Below are 19,761 nucleotides of genomic sequence, written 5' to 3'. Positions count from 1 at the left end.
ACCCGTTTGACCGGGTGCACCGCCCCTTCCTGTTCTTCCCGCGCCCGGAGAAGGTCAGCTGAACGCCGTCACCGCCGAAAGCGTCTCCGTCGCGCTGCTCCTCGCGCTGCCGGCGTTCGCCGTCGTACGCCCGGCAGGGCTGCCCGAGGCGACCGTTGCTGTACCCGCGGCCCTGCTGGGCGTCGTCATCGGCGCAGTGCCGTTCGCCGACGCCCGGGCTCGGACCGGCGGCCTGCGGGTTGGATTTTCCCGGGCGACTTCTTGGACGTTCACCGCCGGGCCGTGCGGTGGCCTTTCTGCAGCCACCTGCCTTCAATAGCTTCCCCGCTGTACGACCGGACTCGGGAGGCTCAACTTGAACACGGACATTTCACGGCGTCGGCTCTTCGCACTGGGTGGCGGCGCGCTCGGCGTCGCGACGGCCGGTTCGCTGCTGCCGCCGTCGCTGCAGGCCGCGATGGCCGCACAGCCTTCGCCTGCGGCGGGGTCCGGCGGCGGGCTCGGGGACATCAGGCACGTGGTGATCCTGATGCAGGAGAATCGTTCCTTCGATCACTACTTCGGGGCCCTGCGCGGCGTACGCGGCTTCGGCGACCGCAATGCGATCGAGTTGCCCTCCGGGAAGCCTGTCTTCGAGCAGCCGGGCGCGGCAGGCACCTCCGTGCTGCCCTTCCCGGTCCGGGACGCCGCAGCGACGCAGAAGAAGGACCTCCAGTACATCGGCGCCCTCGACCACTCCTGGAGCGGCGGCGGCAAGGCATGGGCCGGCGGCTGGATGAATGGCTGGGTGACCGCGAAGACGGCCGCCACCATGGCGTACTACGACCGCCGCGACATCCCGCTGCACTACGAACTGGCCGACACCTTCACCGTCTGCGACGCCTACCACTCGTCCATCCACACCTCCACCAGCCCCAACCGCAACCATCTGTGGAGCGGGAAGACGGGCTTCGAGGCGAACGGCAAGCGGGCGGTCGGCAACGACGCGTACAACGAGGGCACCCATCGGGGGTACGACTGGTCCACGTACGCGGAACGGCTGGAGGAGGCCGGGCACAGCTGGAAGACGTACACCGAGTGGGAGAACTTCACCGACAACCAGATCGAGTTCTTCGCCACCTTCAAGGCGGTCGCTCGCAAGGCGCTGGCGAAGACCGGTGGTCACACCTACATGGAGTCCTTCTACGCGGTCGTCCGCGACACGGACGACGCGGTCGAGCGGGCCAGGCTGCTGGGTCTGCTGGAGGACGGTGTCGCCACCCTGACGGACACGGAACGCAGCCTGTTCGAGCGGGCGCTGCGCCGGGTCGAGACCGGCACGCTGGCCGACGCGTTCGCCGCGGACGTGGCGGCGGGCACGCTGCCCGAGGTCTCCTACCTGGTGCCGTCGGCGGTCGACTCGGAGCACCCGAGCGTCTCCTCCCCGATCCACAGCGCGACGATCGTCTACAAGGTCCTGGACGCGTTGGGCAAGCACCCCGATGTGTGGCGGCACACCGCCGTCATCATCAACTACGACGAGAACGACGGTTTCTTCGACCACGTCCCGCCGCCCGTGGCACCGCCCGAGGTGACCGAGGAACAGTGGGATTCCAAGCCCACCGGCCTCGGCGTACGGGTGCCGCTGCTTGTCGTGTCGCCGTGGACCGTGGGCGGCTATGTCTGCTCCGAGGTCTTCGACCACACCTCGGTGATCCGCTTCCTGGAGCGGTGGACGGGCGTGAAGGAGCCGAACATCAGTGAGTGGCGGCGCACCGTCACCGGCGATCTGACCTCTGCGTTCGACTTCACGCGCGGGCGCCGCAGGCCCGAGATCGAGCAGCCTGGCGCCATTCCGCCGTTCAGTGGACGTTGGCAGCCGAAGCCGCCGGCCGTCCAGCAGATGCCCGTACAGGAGCCCGGTGTCCGGCCCGCCCGTCCGCTGCCGTACCAGCCGGACGCCCAGTCGACCGTGTCGAACGGGGCAGTGCGGGTGGCCCTCAGTAACACGGGCCGTTCGTCGGCGCACTTCGCGCTGTACCCGTACGCGGGCGAGTTTCCTGTACCGCAGCACCGGGACGTACGGGGCACGGCGCAATGGACGGTCCCCGTCACCGGTGACGCGTACCGGTTCACGGTGACCGGGCCGAACGGCTTCCGGCGCGAGTTCGCAGGACCTGCCGCCGGCGGACCCGAGGTCGCCACCTGGATCGATGCCCACGAGCGCGATCTGCACGTCACCCTGCGCAACACGGGGCAGCGGACGCTCACCTTCACCGTCCGGCCGCTGGGGTACGTCGACGAGGCGGACCTGCGCGACTGGACCCGGACCATCAAGGTCAAGCCCGGCCGGAGCCGTACGGTCGTCCACTCGGCCGCCGACGCGCACGGCTGGTACGACCTGTCCGTCACCGTCGACGGGGACGACGTGTTCCGCCGCCGCCTGATGGGGCACATCGAGAACGGCCGGGCGAGCGTCTCCGGCTGACCGCCGGGCACCGCCGCGGACACGCGGAACCGTGCCCCGTGCGACGGACGTATTCGCGATCACGACTGAACCGATCGCGAACTGGTCCGGCGTCACGACGGGGTCCGCCCCGGACGAGGCGGACCCCACCTCTACGCCCCCGGCAGCTGCCCCGCACCCGGGACCGACGGCGGCTTCGGCAGCGAGCCGCGCATCTGTCCCGTCCATCGTGCGGAGGCGTGGCGAAGGGCATCGCCGAGATCGAGGAGCAGTACGAGGACGAGCTGGAGGCGGAGAAGGAGCCGCAGCAGGAATCAATGGAGGCGGCGACGAGGGGTCGGAGGGCGACGCGCGGTGAGTAACCGGCGGTGCGTGTAGGGGAAATATCAGTCCTTGTGAGCATCGCCACGAAGCAGGCAAAGGATCACTGAGGGCTGCAAGAGTGGCGATTCTCAGGTCATGTGTTCTTTGCGGGCCGTTCATCAGATCTCCCGAAAAAGATCCACGAACCACCAGGGAGCACGTCCGTTGGCTGCCATCGCCCGCTGGTGCATCAGGCACCGTCTCCTCGCCGTCCTCATCTGGCTGCTCGCCCTCGGCGGCGCGGCCACCGCGGCGGGGTTCGCGGGGTCCGCCTACTCCAACAACTACGACGTGCCCGGCACCGAGTCCGGGCGGGCGACCGACCTGCTCAAGAGCGGATTCACGGACCTCGGCGGCGACACCGACACCGTCGTCTGGCACACCACCGACTCCACCGTCCGGGCCGCCGACGTCCGGCAGACGATGACCCGGACCCTTCACACGATCGAGCAACTGCCCGGCGTCGGCGGCGTCACCGGGCCCTACGGAGCCTCCGGCGCGGGGCAGATCAGCGCGGACGGACACACCGCCTACGCCACGATCACCTTCGACCATCAGGCCGACGACATCCCGGTGCAGCAGGCCCGGTCCGTCGTCGACACCGCGAAGGCGGCCGCCGGCGACGGACTCCAGGTGGAGCTGGGCGGCTCCGCCGTCGCCCTCACCGAGGCACCGTCCGCCCATCTCAGCGAGGCCATCGGAGTGGTCGTCGCCGGGGTCGTCCTGTTCCTCGCCTTCGGCTCGCTCGCCGCCAGCCTGCTGCCCATCGCCACCGCCCTCGTCTCGGTCGGAACGGCGTACGCGGGCATCGTGCTGCTCGGGCACCTGATGACCGTCGCCGACTTCGCCCCCATGCTCGGCATGCTGATAGGGCTCGGCGTCGGCATCGACTACGCGCTGTTCATCGTCACCCGGCACCGCACAGGACTGCGGCGCGGCATGACGGTCGCCGAGGCGGCGCAGAACGCCGTTGCGACGACCGGGCGCGCCGTCGTCTTCGCCGGGGCCACCGTCTGCATCGCCCTGCTCGGCATGCTCATCCTGCGGCTCGGTTTCCTCAACGGCGTCGCGATCGCCGCTTCGCTCACTGTGGTGCTGACCGTGGCCGCCTCGGTGACCCTGCTGCCCGCGCTGCTCTCCCTCATCGGGATGCGGGCGCTGAACCGGCGCGAGCGCAAGCAGCTCGCCGAGCACGGACCGCAGCCCGCGCTGCCCACCGGTTTCGCCGCGCGCTGGTCGGCGTTTGTCGAACGCCACCCCAAACTGCTCGGAGCGGTCGCCGCCGTGGTGATGCTCGTCCTCGCACTGCCCACGTTCGCGCTCCATCTCGGCAGCTCCGACCAGGGCAACAACGCTGCGTCGTCCACCACCCGGCAGGCGTACGACCTGCTGGCCGATGGATTCGGGCCCGGCGTCAACGGCCCGCTGACCATCGCCGCGCAGCTCGACGGGGCCGACGACCGGCTCGCGATGGACGGTCTGCCCGCCACGCTCCGGGCCACCGACGGTGTCGCCTCGGTCAGCCCCGTCACGTACAACAGCAGCGGCGACGCGGCCTTCGTCATCGTCGTCCCGGCCTCGTCGCCGCAGTCGCGGGAGACCAGCGCACTTGTCGACCGGCTGCGCACGGACGTCCTGCCGCACGCCGAGCAGAACACCTCACTGCACGCGTACGTGGGCGGTGTGACGGCCGGCTACGACGACTTCGCCCAGGTCATCATCGGCAGACTCCCGCTCTTCGTCGGCGCGGTCATCGGGCTCGGCTGCCTGCTCCTGCTGCTGGCGTTCCGGTCGATCGCAATCCCGCTGAAGGCGGCCGTGATGAACGTGGCCGCCGTGGCCTCCTCCTTCGGCGTCGTCGTCGCGATCTTCCAGTGGGGATGGGGGAGCGAACTGCTGGGGCTGGGCAGCGCCGGGCCCATCGAACCCTTCCTCCCGGTCATCATGGTCTCCGTGCTCTTCGGCCTCTCCATGGACTACCAGGTGTTCCTCGTCGGCCGGATGTACGAGGAGTGGCTGGAGACCGGCGACAACCGGCGGGCGGTCCGGGTCGGCCTTGCCGAGACCAGCCGGGTGATCAACTCCGCCGCGGTGATCATGATCTCCGTCTTCCTCGCCTTCGTCCTCAGCGGAGACCGGGTCATCGCGATGTTCGGCATCGCACTCGCCGCCGCGGTCGCCCTGGACGCCTTCGTCCTGCGCACCCTGCTGGTTCCGGCCCTGATGCACATGCTGGGCGGCGCCAACTGGTGGCTGCCGCGCCGACTGGACCGATGGCTGCCGCGCATCAGCATCGAGCCGCCCGACCGCCGGGCCCCGCATGCGAAAATTCTTTCGGCGCGCAGCAGCGAGGACGACGAACCGGCCGCGCAGCGCGTCCACTGAGACGACAGTTGGAGGAGCACGATGTTCGCGGTATCCCTGGGTGACGACGGTGCGGAACTGCGCCCGCTGGAAGTCTGGCGGGCGGAGGAGTTCCTCGCGCACATCGACCGGGCCCGTGAGCTCGTCGACCCGTGGATCCCGTTCGCGACCTTCGCCACCGATCTCGAGTCGGCGCGCGCCCTGCTGCAGCGGTACGCCGACAAGCAGGCGGCCGACACGGGCCGGCTGTACGGCATCTGGCTGGACGGCACGCTTGTCGGCGGCGTCCTCTTCCGGATCTTCGACACCGAGTCCGGGAACTGTGAGGTCGGCTGCTGGCTGGAGTCCGCGGGAGAGGGGCGCGGTCTGGTGACCCGGGCGGTGTGCAAGCTGATCGACTGGGCGGTCGAGGAGCGCGGGATGCACCGCGTGGAGTGGGTGGCGTCCTCCGCCAACACCCGCAGTGTCGCGGTCGCGAAGCGGCTCGGCATGACGCGCGACGGTGTGCTCCGCGAGAGCTACCCGTACCGGGGGACACGGCACGACTCGGAGATCTGGTCCGTGCTGGCACCCGAGTGGCGCGCTCAGCGGGGCTGAGACGGTACCGCCCGGCCCCGGTGCGGGTCTGCTCCGGGCCGGGCGGTACCGGACCGGCCGCGGACGTTAAGAGGGTTCTCATCCAGGCCGCCTAGCGTGCGGCGCATGAACCCCACAACGTCCAAGACCACCGAAGCCCCTGCCACCGAGGCGCCCGAAGCCACGGACGCGACATCCACGACGCTTGTGAAGGGCGCGTCGGACGCTTCCGATGCGTCCGACGAGGCGGAGGGTGAAGCCGAGGGCGGGCGGGCGCCGGGCGACGGCGACGGTCCCGGGCACGGCAGCAGTGCCGATTCGGACTCCGATTCGGACCTCGACTTCGATCCGAAGGACGACGACTTCCACCGGGCGCCGTCCGGGCTCGGCGCGGCCGCCGCGGCCGTCGTCGCCGTTGGCCTCGGAGTCGTCGGCCTCACCGGGGCATGGCCGGGCCGGGTCGCTGCCGAGCGGGAGACCCTGCTGGGCCAGATAAAGACCGCCTCCGGTGGCTCCGTGGCCCAGCAGATCTCCGAGATCTACGGCGACGCCTGGCACTCCACCGCCCTCGTCAACGGCCTCTTCGCGCTCCTCGCCCTGCTGGTCGGCGTCTTCGCCCTGGTCCGCCCGGCCTTCGGCGCACCCGCCAGGGACGCGCAGCCCGGCTGGGTCCGCGCCGTGGCGACCGCCGGAATCGCACTCGGCGTCCTCGGCGTCCTGATCTCCGTCGGCATGTACTTCGACCTCATCGTCCCCCTGCCGACCGCGAGCGCCGCAGGCTGAGACAGGCGATCGGGCCGCAGCTGGGGCGGGTGATCGGGGCGTTGCCAGGGATGGCCGATCGGGCAGTACGCACCAACCGGCGGTGCCCTGAGCTCCTCTAAGGCATCCGCCCGGGGGGCCTTGGTCCGGATGCGGCACCTGTCGCCTGCGCCTAAGGCCCCCGCCCCGCAGAGATGCGGAAGTCGCCCGATGCGGCGACACCCCCTGGAAGACGAAAGTGGAGGCACGGCAGAGAACGAGCCCGGCAGAACCGGGACCGTCGCACCAACTGCCCCTCCACCAGGCCTCACCGGGCCGTCGACATCCAGGAGAACCACATGTACGCGTACAACCTCCACAAGATCAGGGAAGCCGAACTCCTGGAACGGGCCGAGCACGAGCGCATCCTCCGGCAGGTCCGCCGGGACCGCCGCGCCGCTCGCCGGTCCGGACACAAGGAGGACGAGGGGGCGGTGAGTTCGCTACGCAGCAGGTTCGTCCACGCCGCGTAACGGGCGTGAGATGAGCACCGAATTCCCTCCCGCCGTCACGGTGTCGCACCCATGTGCGATGCTCGGCGACGTGGAGACCAGGTCTGTCAGTCCCGTGTTCGTCGGCCGCGCAGGCGAACTCACCTCGCTCACCGATGCGCTCGCCCGCGCCACCGGCGGACACCCCGACAGCGCCGGGGAGCCGCAGGCGCTGCTCATCGGTGGCGAGGCCGGCGTCGGCAAGACGCGGCTGGTCGAGGAATTCCTGATCGCGGCCGGCCGCCGCGAGGCAGTCGTCGCCGTCGGCGGCTGCGTGGAGATCGGGGCCGACGGGCTGCCGTACGCCCCGTTCTCCACGGCCCTGCGCGCCCTGCGCCGCACCCTGCCCGACGAGATGGCCGCAGCCTGCGCCGGGCAGGAAGGCGAACTGGCCCGGCTCCTCCCCGAACTCGGCGAGGCCGACCGGGACGCCACCGATGAGCACGGCACCGCCCGACTCTTCGAGCTCACCGCCCGGCTGCTGGAACGCATCTCCGCGGACCGGCCCGTCGTTTTCGTCCTGGAGGACCTGCACTGGGCGGACGCCTCCACCCGTCACCTCCTCGCTTATCTCTTCCGCACGCTGCGCAGCGGCCGCCTCGTCGTCATCGGTACCTACCGGGCCGACGACATCCACCGCCGCCACCCCCTGCGCCCCCTCCTCGCCGAACTGGACCGCCTCCGCACCGTCCGCCGGATCGAACTCGCCCGGTTCAGCCACGCCGAGGTCCGTCGTCAGCTCACCGGCATTCTCGCGGCCACCCCCGAGCCCGCCCTCGTGGACGAGATCTTCGAACGCTCCGACGGCAACGCCTTCTTCGTCGAAGAGCTCGCCTGCAGCCTGGAGGGCGGCGACAGCGCCGGCCTCTCCGACTCGCTCCGCGACCTCCTCCTCGTCCGCGTCGAAGCGCTCTCCGAGGATGCCCAGAAGATCGCCCGGATCATCGCCGAGGGAGGCTCCACCGTCGAGTACGAACTGCTGGCCGCGGTCTGCGGACTGGCCGAGGACGAACTCATCGAGGCGCTGCGCGGAGCCGTCGGCGCCAACCTGCTTTTCACCACGGGGGAGGGCAACGGCTACCGCTTCCGGCACTCGCTGGTCCGCGAAGCCGTCAGCGACGACCTGCTGCCCGGCGAACGCTCCCGCCTGAACCGCCGCTACGCCGAGGCGCTGGAGGCCGACCCCACGCTTGTCCGCACAGGCGAACGCGCCACGCGCCTGGCCAGCTACTGGTACGGCGCCCACGATCCGGCCAAGGCCCTTCCTGCCGTTCTGAAGGCGTCCGTCCAGGCCCGCCGCCGCTACGCCTTTGCCGAGCAACTCCGGCTGCTGGAACGCGCGATGGAACTGTGGGACGACGTCCCCGACGAGATACGCCGCACCCTGCGCCCCATCGACTACGCAGAGGTCTACCCGGCCTGTGGCTGCGACCCCGAGACCACCCCGCTCCGCTATCTCGACCTGATGGCCGAAGCCACCGTTGCCGCCCGCTTCGGCGGCGAACGCGAACGCGCCCTTGCCATCTCCAAGAAGGCCATACGGGTCCTGGACGACGACCCCGACCCGCTCCGGGCCGCCTGGTTCTGGGTGCAGCGCTCCCGGCTGATGCAGGACCTCACCCGGGGCGACGGCTGGCAGGAACTGGCCATCGCCCAGGACCTGGTCCGTGGCCTGCCCCCGTCCGCCGTCCATGCCGATGTCCTCATGAGCGTGGCCGGATGGGGTGCCATGCACCGCCCCGGCGAGGAGACGCTCGCCGCAGTCGACCGGGCCGTGGAGTACGCGCACCTCGTCGGTGACGAGTACATCGAACTTCACGCACGGCTCACCCGCGGCTGGCTCACTGCCGATGCGGGCGGTATCGAGGAGGGCATCGCCGAGATGTACGCCGTCCGCGACCGGGCCGATGAACTCCACCTCGTGGGCCTCATGAGCCGCGCCAGCAACAACCTCCCCTCGACCCTCGAAGCCATGGGCCGCTCGCTGGAAGCGGTCGCCGCCGCGGACCACGGCATCGAGGTCTGCCACAGCCATGGTGTCGCCGACATGGAGGCGTGGGTCCGCACCAACCAGGCGACGTCGTACTTCTCCCTCGGCCGCTGGGACGAGAGCCGGGCGACCACGGATGCGGCGGCCCGCACCGCACAGTCCAGCAAGGCGCAGGGCCTCGTGGCCGCGCGCCGCACCGAACTGGCCCTCGCCCGCGGCGACTTCGCCGAGGCCGAGGTCCAGCTCGCGCTGACTCGGCGGCACTTCGGTTCACGCGACCCGCAGCCCCAGCACCTCATCAATCCCGTGCGTCATGCCATGACCCTCGCCGTGCAGCAGGGGCGCCTCCTGGAGGCGCGGGCCGCCTTCGAGGCGCAGGCGGAACAGGGTTTCCCGCCCGGCACCCAGCGGTACGCGCTGCCGCTCCTGCATACCGCCGCCGCGGCGGAGGCGGACGCCCGCGGGCTGCCCGCCATGGAGCCCGGCCGGCCTGCGGTCCTCTCCCTTATCCGCAAGCACCTGGGGCAGCTGCCCATGTTCGTCCCGGTCTGGGCCGCGTACGGTCTGCTGATCAACGCCGAGCTGGCCCGGGCGGAGGGCGCCGACACCCCCGACCACTGGTCCCGCGCGGCCGCCGCCTTCGCCCCCCTCTCCCGCCCCTACGAACAGGCCCAGGTCCACCACCGCTGGGCGGAGGCCATCCTCGTCGCCTCCGGTGACCGTGCCACGGCGGCCGGCCTCCTGCGCGACGCCCACAGCATCGCTGAACGGCTCGGTGCGCGCCCGCTGACCGAGACCATCGAGCTGCTGGCCGGCCGCGCGCGCATCCCGCTCGCCCCCTCACCCGACGAGATTCCGGTCGCCGTCACCGTCCCGGCCGAGGCGGGCTCCACGGGCGGGGCCGCGGAGCGGGAGCACTCCGAGGAGCAGCTCCAGGACGCGGCCGTCGCGGCAGTGGAGTCGTTCGGGCTGACGAGGCGCGAGCAGGACGTGCACCGGCTTGTCGCTGCGGGGTATACGAACAGGCGGATTGCCGAGGAGCTGTACATCTCGCCCAAGACCGCGAGCGTGCATGTCTCGAACATCCTTGCCAAGCTCGGCGTCTCCAGCCGCGGCGAGGCCGCGGCCCTGGCGCACCGCCTCCGCCTGTACCGGGGCAACGGGGCGTCTTAGAGGAGCTCACAAAATGGGCGCCCGGCTCGCGGTGACCGGTCCGTCCTCAATCGCCGGACGGGCCTGAGCGGCTTGAGGGGGCCTCGGTGTCTTCTGGGCCCTGAAGCGGGGTCGGCGGCGGGGGTGACGGGGTGCCCTCAGGACCGGGGACGCGCACCGTCACCTTTCCCGAGCTCAGGTCCACCGGGCCGCGGGCGGGGTCGCCCGTGCCCAGATCCACCCGGGTCAGCTCCAGCCGCTTCTGTTCTTCCGCGGCGTACTTACGGCTCGGGGCGAAGAGTTCCTCGAAGAAGTTGAACACCGGCTCGCACCCTTTCACCCTCTGTCGCCTGCCGCCGCTACCGCACCTGAAGCACCAGGATTCTGTCGTCTCCCGGTTTCGGGGTGCCGCGGGTGTCCGTGTTGCTGGTGCCCAGCCAGAGTCTGTCGCCGCCCGCTGCGAGCACCGTGCGCAGACGGCCGTACTGCCCTTGCAGAAACGACTGCGGGGCCGCTAGAGGTTCCCTGCCCGGGGTGCCGGACAGCGGAATCCTCCAGAGCCGCTCACCGCGCAGGGCCGCCATCCAGATCGAGCCCTGGGCGAAGGCGATCCCGCTCGGGGATGCCTCGGACGGTCTCCACTGGGCCACGGGGTCGACAAAACCCGCCTTGCCCACCTTGCCCTCGTACTTCGGCCAGCCGTAATTCCCACCGGGCACGATCTGATTCAGCTCGTCCCAGGTGTCCTGCCCGAATTCGGACGCCCACAGCCGTTTCTGCCCGTCCCAGGCCAGACCCTGCACATTGCGGTGCCCGTACGAATACATCAGCGAGCCGGGCACGGGATTGCCCGGTGCCGGTCTGCCGTCCGGGGTCATCCGCAGGATCTTGCCCGCCAGGGACTTCTTGTCCTGTGAGAGCTCCCTGGTCTGCCCTGTCTCGCCCGTGCCCACGTACAGCATGCCGTCCGGGCCGAAGGCGATCCGGCCGCCGTTGTGGATGTACCCCTTCGGGATGCCCCGCAGGATCGTGTGCGGTGCACCCAGCTGCCGGCCGGGAGCCCCGCCGGTCCCCTCGTACCGCATGCGGGCGATGCGGTTGTCGGACGCGGTCGTGAAGTACGCGTACAGCAGATGGTCCGTGTCGAACGCCGGGGAGACCGCGATTCCCAGCAGCCCGCCCTCCCCGGCGGGCGACACACCGGGCACGGTGCCCACCAGCGTCTGCTTCCCCGTGCTGCCGTCGATCCGGGTGATCGTCCTCCGGTCGCGCGAGGACACCAGCAGATCGCCGCCCGGCAGCTCCGCCAGCCCCCATGGAGAAGCGAGCCCCTCCGTCAGCGTCGACACCACCTTCACCGAGCCCTTCGCCGCCGGTGGCGAGGAGGACGGTGAGGAGGACAACGTGTCGGGTGCGCCCGTGGAGCGGGCCCGCGTGTTTCCCGAGTCGTCGTTCGACGAGCATCCCGCGGACAGCAGCAGCGAGCCCGCAGCCAGCGCGGCCACCGCCGCGCGGCGCGCTCCCGGGAGGACGTGTGGGTGTCCCGCAGGGGTTCTCGGCGATCCGAATACAGCAATGCGCACAGCACCGGTCCCTTCGGCGGCTGCCTGACTACTGTTCCTACACCGCAGCCCGGCCCCGGGTTCCGCAAGCCCACGAACTTTCTCAGCGGGTGCAGGACCCGCGCACCCCCGCTCTCAGTCCCACGACCCCCGCGCCCGCGGCAACCGCACGATCTCGGCCAGATCCTGCGCTGTCAGCTCCAGCCCGGCCGCCGCCGCGTTCTCCACCGCCCACTGCTCCCGCTTCGTGCCCGGCACCGGCACCACATGCGGGCCCTGCCGCAGCACCCAGGCCAGCGCCACCTGGGCCGGAGTCGCCCCGTGCCGCTCAGCGATCCGGCGCAGCCCCACCACCAGCGGCTGGTTCGCCGCCATCATCTCGGCGGTGAACCGTGGATGCCTGGCCCGAAGATCGTCCGGCTCGAAGCCCTGGCCCGGCGTCAGCGTGCCCGTCAGATAGCCGTTCCCCAGCGGCATCGCGGCCAGCAGACCTACACCCCGCGCCTCGCACCACGGCAGCAGCGCGTCCAGCGCCTCCGGCGACCACACCGAGAGTTCCGCCTGGACCGCGCTCACCGGAAAGACCTGCTGCACCCGCTCCAGCTGCCGGATCGTTCCGTCATGCATCCGCGCCCCCGGCCGGCGCGAGGCCCGTGCCCCGACCGCACTCAGCCCGAGCGCCCGCACCTTCCCCGCGGTGACCAGCTCTGCCATCGCCCCCCAGGTCTCCTCCACCGGCACCTCGGGGTCGGCCCGGTGCAGGTGGTACAGGTCGATCACATCGGTCTGCAGCCGGCGCAGCGACGCGTCACAGGCCCGACGCACATAGCCGGGACGGCCATTGGCCACGATGTGCTGATCGCCCACCAGCAGCCCGCACTTGGTGGAGACGAACGCCTTGTCGCGGCGCCCCTTCAGCGCCCTGCCGATCAGGAGCTCATTGGTGAAGGGGCCGTACATGTCGGCCGTGTCGAGCAGGTCGGCACCCGCGTCGAGCGCGGCGTGCACCGCTCGCAACGCACGGTCACCACGCTGCTGCGACGCACTGTACGCCCAGCTCATAGGCATGCAGCCGAGTCCGACCGCACCCACGGCGAGCGCCGCCGCCCCGAGACTCCTGCGCTCCAACTCCCCGAACCCTCCTTGGTACCCCGCCCGGCGAGGCACTCGGCCCCGCCGTCAGGGGACCGCACCGCACCCAAAAGTAACCTCTGCCGCCCGCCGGGCTTCGCATAGCCTCCTGACCATGACTTCTACGAAGACTCCCGACGTATGGCTGCCGATACCGGCCGACGAGATCGAAGGGCTCCCCAAGGGTCTCAACTACCGGTTCTGGGACGGTGTGCAGGACTTCCCCGCCGATCCCGCGGACTGCGCCTTCTACGTTGTTCCCTACATGAAGGGCACGGAGATCGCGGTCCGCCCGCTCGCCGGGATGGGGGCCGTGCAGGTCGTGCAGACGCTCTCCGCGGGTATCGATCATGTCCAGCCGGGGCTCGGCCAGTTGCCCGCCGGGGTGCGGCTGTGCAATGCCAAGGGCGTCCACGAGGCTTCGACGGCGGAGCTCACCCTCGCCCTGATCCTCGCCTCGCTGCGCGGCTTCCCCGGATTCGTCCACGGACAGGACAAGGAGGAGTGGCGTTCCGGTTTCTACCCGGCGCTCGCGGACAAGTCCGTACTGATCGTGGGGTACGGATCGATCGGCGCCGCCATCGAGGACCGGCTCGTGCCCTTCGAGTGTGCGCGGGTGGCGCGCGTCGCGCGCTCCGCACGGACCACTGCGCGCGGCCCCGTGCACACGCTCGACGACCTGCCCGCACTGCTGCCCGAGGCCGACATAGTCGTCCTGTCCACTCCGCTGAACGCCTCCACATACGGGCTGGTGGGCGCCGACTTCCTGGCCGCGATGGCGGACGGCGCGCTGCTCGTGAACGTCGCGCGCGGCGGCGTCGTGGACACCAAGGCCCTGCTGTCCGAACTCGAGTCCGGCCGGCTGCGCGCCGCCCTCGATGTCACCGACCCTGAACCGCTGCCCGCCGGCCATCCCCTCTGGCATGCTCCGAACGTCCTGATCACGCCGCATGTGGGAGGCAGCACATCGGCATTCCTGCCGCGTGCCAAGCGCCTGCTGGCCGGCCAGCTCACCCGGTTCGCAGCGGGGAAGCCGGTGCAGAACGTCGTACTCACCACCGGCTGACCACGCTGCGGATCCGTTCCGCAGCACACCGTGTCGACAACTCTCCAGATGGTCACGCAGAGTAGAGGGGCTATGTCGCTGCGTGACGAATCTGGTGTATCGTCCCGGATGGGGGGCTGCGTTGTGGAAGGGGGCGGACCCGGGTGGCAGCGGAACGCGAGGGGGGCGACGGGCGATGTATGGCCGATGGGCGAACGATCCGACGCGACAGGGCGGTCGACGGCGACCGCCGGGCCGGCCACCCCGCCGGGTCCGCGCCCATCCGATGACATCGGGCGCACCCCGGTGAGCGCCCCGGCAAGCGGACTCGGGGCGCTCCTCTCCCGGCAGCCGACCGCCGGCGGGGCCTCCGGGCTGGTCTCGCAGATCCTCCTCGGCCTGGTCTGCGGTGGTTATGCCGTGGGGGCGGCCCTGGGCTGGGGCTCGTCCGAACTGGCACTCGTCATGGGTGACTTCGGCCTCAGCGGTGCCGCCCTGATCGCGGCTGTCTCCTGCTTCCTCTACGCGCGCGCCGCGGAGAACCGATTCCGGCCCGCCTGGCTGCTGTTCTCGCTCTCCTCGCTGATGGCCGCCGGGGGAAACGCCGTCTGGGGGTGGTACGAGGTCGTGCTCGGGCTCCCGGTGCCCACCCCGTCCCTCGCCGACGTCTTCTACCTCTGCTTCGCCCCGCCCGCGATCGTCGGACTGCTCGTCCTCGCCAAACGCCCCGCCACCCGGGCCGGCTGGGTCTGTCTCGTACTGGACTCCTGGCTGATCGGCGGATCGCTCCTGACCCTGTCCTGGAGCCTCGCCCTCGCCCACACCGCGCACCTCGCGGACGCCGGGGGGACGAGCGTGGCTCGCGTGGCGCTCTCGCTGGCCTATCCGCTGCTCGACATCGTGCTGGTCTCCATGGTCCTCGCCCTGCACTTCCGGCGGTCCGACGTCAACCGCTCCGCGGTGAACACCGCCGTCGCCGCGCTCGCCCTCACGGTCCTGTCGGACGCGCTGTTCACCTCGCCGCTGCTCCGGCAGACCTACCACTCCGGCCAGTTGCTGGACGCCGGCTGGTTCGCCGGGTCGCTGCTCCTCGCGTACGCCCCCTGGGGTGCGAACCGAGCATCGGACAACGCTGTCGAACAGCGCCCCGCCGCGCGGACCACCAGCCGCCCGATCGCCGGTTCGCTGGCCGCCCTGACGCCGTATCTCGCCGCGGCCGTCTGCACCCTCGGCATCCTCTACAACGTCATCGAGGGCCACAGAGTGGACCGCGTCGTGGTGTTCACCGGGTGCACGGTGGTGCTCGCCCTGGTCGTCCGGCAGGGCATCATGCTCGTCGACAACATCGCCCTCACCCAGGAGCTGGCGCAGAAGGAGAACCACTTCCGCTCCCTGGTCCAGGGCTCCAGCGACGTCATCATGATCGCCGCACCCACCGGCATACTCCGGTACGTCAGCCCCGCCGCCTCCGGGGTGTACGGGCGCGAGGCCGACGACCTGATCGGCGCCGAGCTCGCCTCGATCATCCATCCCGAGGACCTGGGGCGCGTGGTCCACGAGGTGCGCCGGTTCCTGGCCGCCCCGCCCAGCGAGGAACCCACCACCCGGATCGAGTGCCGGTTCAGGTCCGGCACCGGTGACTGGCTCAATGTCGAGTCCACCGTCAACCGTCACCAGGGCGGCCTGATCCTCAACAGCCGGGACGTGACCGAACGGGTCCGGCTCCAGGCCAAGCTGCAGCACAACGCCGAGCACGACCCGCTCACCGACCTGCCCAACCGCGCCCTGTTCACCGACCGGGTCCGGCAGGCTCTCGGCGGCCGCCGCTCCGGCGACCTGGGTACCGCGGTGCTCTTCATCGACCTCGACGGCTTCAAGGCGGTCAACGACCGGCTGGGCCATCAGGCGGGTGACGAGCTGCTCATCCAGGCCGCCCGCCGCCTCCAGGAGTCCGTACGGGTGGGGGACACCGCCGCCCGCCTCGGCGGCGACGAGTTCGCGGCGCTGATCCTCGGCGACGGCACCCGTGACCAGTCGGCGCGTGAGTACCAGGTCCACGAGATCGCCGACCGGCTGCGCCTCACGCTCTCCCAGCCTTACCGGATCGGCGGCGGCGACGTCCGCGTCGCCGCCTCCATCGGCGTCGCCTTCGCCGAGCCCGCCATCACCCCGACCGACCTCATGCGCAACGCCGATCTCGCCATGTACCGGGCCAAGGCGAGCGGTAAGGACCGCGTCGAGCTGTACGCCCCGCAGATGCAGGCCGACGTGGTACACCGCTCGGAACTCGCGGCCCGGCTGCGAACCTCCCTGCGGGACGGCGAGTTCGCCCTGCTCCACCAGCCCGTGATCCATCTCGCCACCGGCAATGTCGCCGCCGTCGCCGCACAGGCCCGCTGGCGCTCCACCCAGGGAATCCTGTTCACCCCCGCCGAGTTCCTCCGTGTTGCCGAGGACAGCGACCGCACCGCCGAGCTCGGCCGCTGGCTCCTCGAAGAGGCCGTCGAGCAGGCCGCGGACCGGGCCAGGGCCGGGCACCACGTCTCCGTGGCCGTCCGGATGTCCGCCCGCAGACTGCTGGACAAGACGATGCCGTTCGGTTCTGTCGAGGCCCTCCTCACCCGCTACAGCCTGCCGTCAGGCGCGCTGATGATCGAGGTCTCCGACAGCGACCCCCGGGTCTCCTTCGACGAGCTCGAACAGCGCCTCGTCGCGCTGCGTCGGCTCGGCGTACGGATCGCGCTCGACGGCTTCGGCAGCGGTTACGCCGCGATCAACGCGCTGCGTCGGCTCCCCATCGACGTGCTGAAACTGGACCGTGGTCTCGTCGAGGGCGTCGTGGAATCGGCCCGGCTGCACAAGATCACCAGCGGGCTGCTGAGGATCGCCTGCGATCTCGGTCTGCAATCCGTCGCCGACGGTGTCGACGTACCGGAGCAGGTCCTCGCGCTGCGCGCCATGGGCTGTACACATGGGCAGGGAATGGCCTTCTCGGGGCCACTGGACGAGTACCGGCTGCGCCGCGCACTGGCCCGCGGCGAGTTCCCGGTGCCCGGGGGGCCGGTCGCACAGCCCGTCCTGGCAGGCGGCTCGATCCCACTCCTCAGTGGCTCACATGGTGAGACGGCCATCCCACCAACTTGACACGCCGGGCGCGTCGGAGAGAGGGTCAATGCCATGCGCACCCGAATTCTCGTACTTGGAAAGCGCGTCGGCTGAAGCAGAGGCCCTCGTTGGCACTCTGCAGACCACACCGACGCGCTCCCCTCGCTTGCCTCACGGCACGAGGGGTTTTTTGTTGCACCGGTACACCCCAAAACCCCGCAAAAACCCTCAGCTTCGAGAAGAGAATGCCGATGACCGAGCAGGCCACCGGGGCCCACCATCCGCAGCCGCGGGCCCGTAGCGGCGGATCGTCCCCCGCCACCGTTGAGCACGTCACGGGTGCGCAGTCCCTCATCCGGTCTCTTGAGGAGGTGGGGGCCGACACGGTATTCGGTATTCCCGGCGGCGCCATCCTTCCGGCGTACGACCCGATGATGGACTCCACCCGGGTCCGTCATGTGCTGGTCCGCCACGAGCAGGGTGCGGGCCACGCCGCCACAGGCTACGCGCAGGCCACCGGCAAGGTCGGTGTCTGCATGGCCACCTCGGGCCCCGGCGCCACCAACCTGGTCACCCCGATCGCCGACGCGCACATGGACTCCGTCCCGCTGGTCGCGATCACCGGCCAGGTCGCCTCGAGGGCGATCGGTACGGACGCCTTCCAGGAGGCCGACATCTGCGGCATCACGATGCCGGTCACCAAGCACAACTTCCTGGTCACCCGCGCCGAGGACATCCCGCACACGATCGCCGAGGCCTTCCACATCGCCTCCACCGGCCGTCCGGGCCCCGTCCTCGTCGACATCGCCAAGGACGCCCTGCAGGCGCAGACCACGTTCAGCTGGCCGCCGACCCAGGACCTGCCCGGCTACCGTCCGGTCACCAAGCCGCACGCCAAGCAGATCCGCGAGGCCGCCCGGCTCATCACCCAGGCCAAGCGCCCCGTGCTGTACGTCGGCGGCGGCGTCATGAAGGCCGGCGCCACCGCCGAACTGAGGGTGCTCGCCGAGCTCACCGGAGCGCCCGTCACCACCACCCTGATGGCGCTCGGTTCGTTCCCCGACAGCCACCCGCTGCACGTGGGAATGCCGGGCATGCACGGTTCGGTCACCGCCGTCACCGCGCTGCAGAAGGCCGACCTGATCGTCGCCCTCGGAGCCCGTTTCGACGACCGCGTCACCGGCAAGCTGGACAGCTTCGCCCCGTACGCAAAGATCGTCCACGCCGACATCGACCCGGCGGAGATCGGCAAGAACCGCGCCGCCGACGTGCCGATCGTCGGTGACGCCCGCGAGGTCATCGCCGACCTCGTCCAGGCGGTCCAGGCCGAGCACACCGACGGCCACGTCGGCGACTACTCCGCATGGTGGAAGGACCTCAACCGCTGGCGCGAGACCTACCCTGTCGGCTACGACCTGCCGGAGGACGGCAGCCTTTCGCCCCAGCAGGTCATCCAGCGCATCGGCGAGCTGGCCCCCGAGGACACGATCTTCGCGGCGGGCGTCGGCCAGCACCAGATGTGGGCCTCGCACTTCATCCGGTTCGAGAAGCCCGCCACCTGGCTGAACTCCGGGGGCGCCGGAACGATGGGCTACGCGGTTCCGGCCGCGATGGGCGCGAAGGCCGGCATGCCGGACCGTACGGTCTGGGCGATCGACGGCGACGGCTGCTTCCAGATGACCAACCAGGAACTGACCACCTGCGCGCTCAACAACATCCCGATCAAGGTCGCGATCATCAACAACGGCGCGCTCGGGATGGTCCGCCAGTGGCAGACCCTGTTCTACAACCAGCGGTACTCCAACACCGTGCTGCACTCCGGCGCCGACACCGAGGGCACCCCGGCGAAGGGGACCCGGGTCCCGGACTTCGTCAAGCTGTCCGAGGCCATGGGCTGCTACGCGATCCGCTGCGAGGACCCGGCCGACCTGGACAAGGTCATCGCCGAGGCCAACTCCATCAATGACCGCCCCGTCGTGATCGACTTCATCGTCCACGAGGACGCCATGGTCTGGCCGATGGTCGCCGCCGGCACCTCCAACGACGAGGTCATGGCCGCCCGCGGTGTCCGCCCCGACTTCGGCGACAACGAAGACGACTGAGAGACAGAGAGAGACCGACTCCATGTCCAGCAAGCACACGCTCTCCGTCCTGGTCGAGAACAAGCCCGGTGTCCTCGCTCGGATCACGGCCCTGTTCTCCCGCCGCGGCTTCAACATCGACTCACTCGCGGTCGGTACCACCGAGCATCCCGACATCTCGCGCATCACCATCGTCGTGAATGTCGAGGACCTGCCCCTCGAGCAGGTGACCAAGCAGCTCAACAAGCTGGTCAACGTACTGAAGATCGTCGAACTCGAGCCCTCCGCTGCGATCCAGCGTGAGCTCGTCCTGGTGAAGGTCCGCGCCGACAACGAGACCCGCTCCCAGATCGTCGAGATCGTTCAGCTGTTCCGCGCCAAGACCGTGGACGTCTCTCCGGAGGCCGTCACGATCGAGGCGACCGGCGGCGCCGACAAGCTGGAGGCCATGCTCAAGATGCTGGAGCAGTACGGCATCAAGGAGCTCGTCCAGTCCGGCACCATCGCCATAGGGCGTGGCGCGCGCTCGATCACCGACCGTTCGCTGCGCGCACTCGACCGTACGGCCTAGGGCGTGTTTCGAAAGTCCCGCCTGGCCCGCCCTACGGGCGAACTCGTTGTCCTTGCGCTTGAGGTTCTGGGTGTAGTGCTGGT

At 70.4% G+C, this 19,761-nt stretch carries 14 protein-coding genes; 11 read left to right on the top strand and 3 right to left on the bottom strand.

All coding sequences use genetic code 11. From position 1 onward, the window contains the following. The first annotated feature begins 355 nt into the window (after positions 1–355). The 7 genes from AB0915_RS32040 to AB0915_RS32010 all read left to right on the top strand — a co-directional run bounded on the left by AB0915_RS32040 (position 356) and on the right by AB0915_RS32010 (position 10,204). Complete coding sequence (locus AB0915_RS32040) at positions 356–2,467, top strand: phosphocholine-specific phospholipase C (RefSeq protein WP_366694409.1); 2,112 nt, start codon at positions 356–358, stop codon at positions 2,465–2,467. A 218-nt stretch (positions 2,468–2,685) separates the two neighbouring features. Continuing rightward, positions 2,686–2,808 (top strand): hypothetical protein, encoded by a 123-nt coding sequence (locus AB0915_RS32035; protein WP_366694408.1) that lies wholly within the window; start codon positions 2,686–2,688, stop codon positions 2,806–2,808. Between the two features lie 166 nt (positions 2,809–2,974). Then, positions 2,975–5,194 carry an MMPL family transporter gene (locus AB0915_RS32030; protein ID WP_366694407.1) on the top strand — a complete coding sequence of 740 codons (2,220 nt, stop codon included), beginning with the start codon at positions 2,975–2,977 and terminating at the stop codon, positions 5,192–5,194. 21 nt (positions 5,195–5,215) lie between these two features. Next, complete coding sequence (locus AB0915_RS32025; protein ID WP_366694406.1) at positions 5,216–5,770, top strand: GNAT family protein; 555 nt, start codon at positions 5,216–5,218, stop codon at positions 5,768–5,770. A 96-nt stretch (positions 5,771–5,866) separates the two neighbouring features. After that, positions 5,867–6,532: a hypothetical protein gene (locus AB0915_RS32020; RefSeq protein ID WP_366694405.1), complete on the top strand. Its 666-nt coding sequence runs from the start codon at positions 5,867–5,869 to the stop codon at positions 6,530–6,532. A 317-nt stretch (positions 6,533–6,849) separates the two neighbouring features. Beyond that, complete coding sequence (locus AB0915_RS32015) at positions 6,850–7,023, top strand: hypothetical protein (RefSeq protein ID WP_366694404.1); 174 nt, start codon at positions 6,850–6,852, stop codon at positions 7,021–7,023. A gap of 58 nt (positions 7,024–7,081) precedes the next feature. Beyond that, positions 7,082–10,204, top strand: coding sequence for an AAA family ATPase (locus tag AB0915_RS32010; RefSeq protein WP_366694410.1), 3,123 nt, complete (start codon positions 7,082–7,084; stop codon positions 10,202–10,204). A 46-nt stretch (positions 10,205–10,250) separates the two neighbouring features. Here AB0915_RS32010 and AB0915_RS32005 read toward each other — a convergent pair whose 3' ends face one another. From AB0915_RS32005 to AB0915_RS31995, 3 genes are all read right to left on the bottom strand, one after another. Next, positions 10,251–10,505: a DUF6191 domain-containing protein gene (locus tag AB0915_RS32005; protein WP_366694403.1), complete on the bottom strand. Its 255-nt coding sequence runs from the start codon at positions 10,503–10,505 to the stop codon at positions 10,251–10,253. 37 nt (positions 10,506–10,542) lie between these two features. Beyond that, positions 10,543–11,688 (bottom strand): PQQ-dependent sugar dehydrogenase, encoded by a 1,146-nt coding sequence (locus AB0915_RS32000; protein WP_366694402.1) that lies wholly within the window; start codon positions 11,686–11,688, stop codon positions 10,543–10,545. A gap of 192 nt (positions 11,689–11,880) precedes the next feature. Beyond that, positions 11,881–12,873 carry an aldo/keto reductase gene (locus AB0915_RS31995; RefSeq protein ID WP_366694401.1) on the bottom strand — a complete coding sequence of 331 codons (993 nt, stop codon included), beginning with the start codon at positions 12,871–12,873 and terminating at the stop codon, positions 11,881–11,883. Between the two features lie 118 nt (positions 12,874–12,991). On the opposite strand from AB0915_RS31995, the gene AB0915_RS31990 reads away from it, so the two are divergent. From AB0915_RS31990 to ilvN, 4 genes are all read left to right on the top strand, one after another. Beyond that, a complete protein-coding gene (locus AB0915_RS31990) occupies positions 12,992–13,942 on the top strand; it encodes a 2-hydroxyacid dehydrogenase (RefSeq protein WP_366694400.1) in 951 nt (316 codons plus the stop codon). 285 nt (positions 13,943–14,227) lie between these two features. Then, positions 14,228–17,065 carry an EAL domain-containing protein gene (locus AB0915_RS31985; RefSeq protein ID WP_366694399.1) on the top strand — a complete coding sequence of 946 codons (2,838 nt, stop codon included), beginning with the start codon at positions 14,228–14,230 and terminating at the stop codon, positions 17,063–17,065. 206 nt (positions 17,066–17,271) lie between these two features. Further along, a complete protein-coding gene (locus AB0915_RS31980; protein WP_366694398.1) occupies positions 17,272–19,128 on the top strand; it encodes an acetolactate synthase large subunit in 1,857 nt (618 codons plus the stop codon). 22 nt (positions 19,129–19,150) lie between these two features. Further along, a complete protein-coding gene (ilvN, locus tag AB0915_RS31975) occupies positions 19,151–19,678 on the top strand; it encodes an acetolactate synthase small subunit (protein ID WP_266981212.1) in 528 nt (175 codons plus the stop codon). Positions 19,679–19,761: the final 83 nt, after the last annotated feature.

The organism is Streptomyces sp. NPDC048411, assembly GCF_040704695.1.
In the GTDB taxonomy this organism is placed as follows: Bacteria; Actinomycetota; Actinomycetes; order Streptomycetales; family Streptomycetaceae; genus Streptomyces.
The sequence above is the reverse complement of the archived record's forward strand: the minus strand, read 5'-3'. Positions and strand labels throughout refer to the sequence as shown.

Bases quoted from the DNA above. Each gene is read 5' to 3' on its own strand.
- AB0915_RS32025 (WP_366694406.1), top strand. From the start codon at position 5,216: ATGTTCGCGGTATCCCTGGGTGACGACGGTGCGGAACTGCGCCCGCTG.
- AB0915_RS32015 (WP_366694404.1), top strand. From the start codon at position 6,850: ATGTACGCGTACAACCTCCACAAGATCAGGGAAGCCGAACTCCTGGAA.
- AB0915_RS32010 (WP_366694410.1), top strand. From the start codon at position 7,082: ATGCTCGGCGACGTGGAGACCAGGTCTGTCAGTCCCGTGTTCGTCGGC.
- AB0915_RS31990 (WP_366694400.1), top strand. From the start codon at position 12,992: ATGACTTCTACGAAGACTCCCGACGTATGGCTGCCGATACCGGCCGAC.
- AB0915_RS31980 (WP_366694398.1), top strand. From the start codon at position 17,272: ATGCCGATGACCGAGCAGGCCACCGGGGCCCACCATCCGCAGCCGCGG.
- ilvN (WP_266981212.1), top strand. From the start codon at position 19,151: ATGTCCAGCAAGCACACGCTCTCCGTCCTGGTCGAGAACAAGCCCGGT.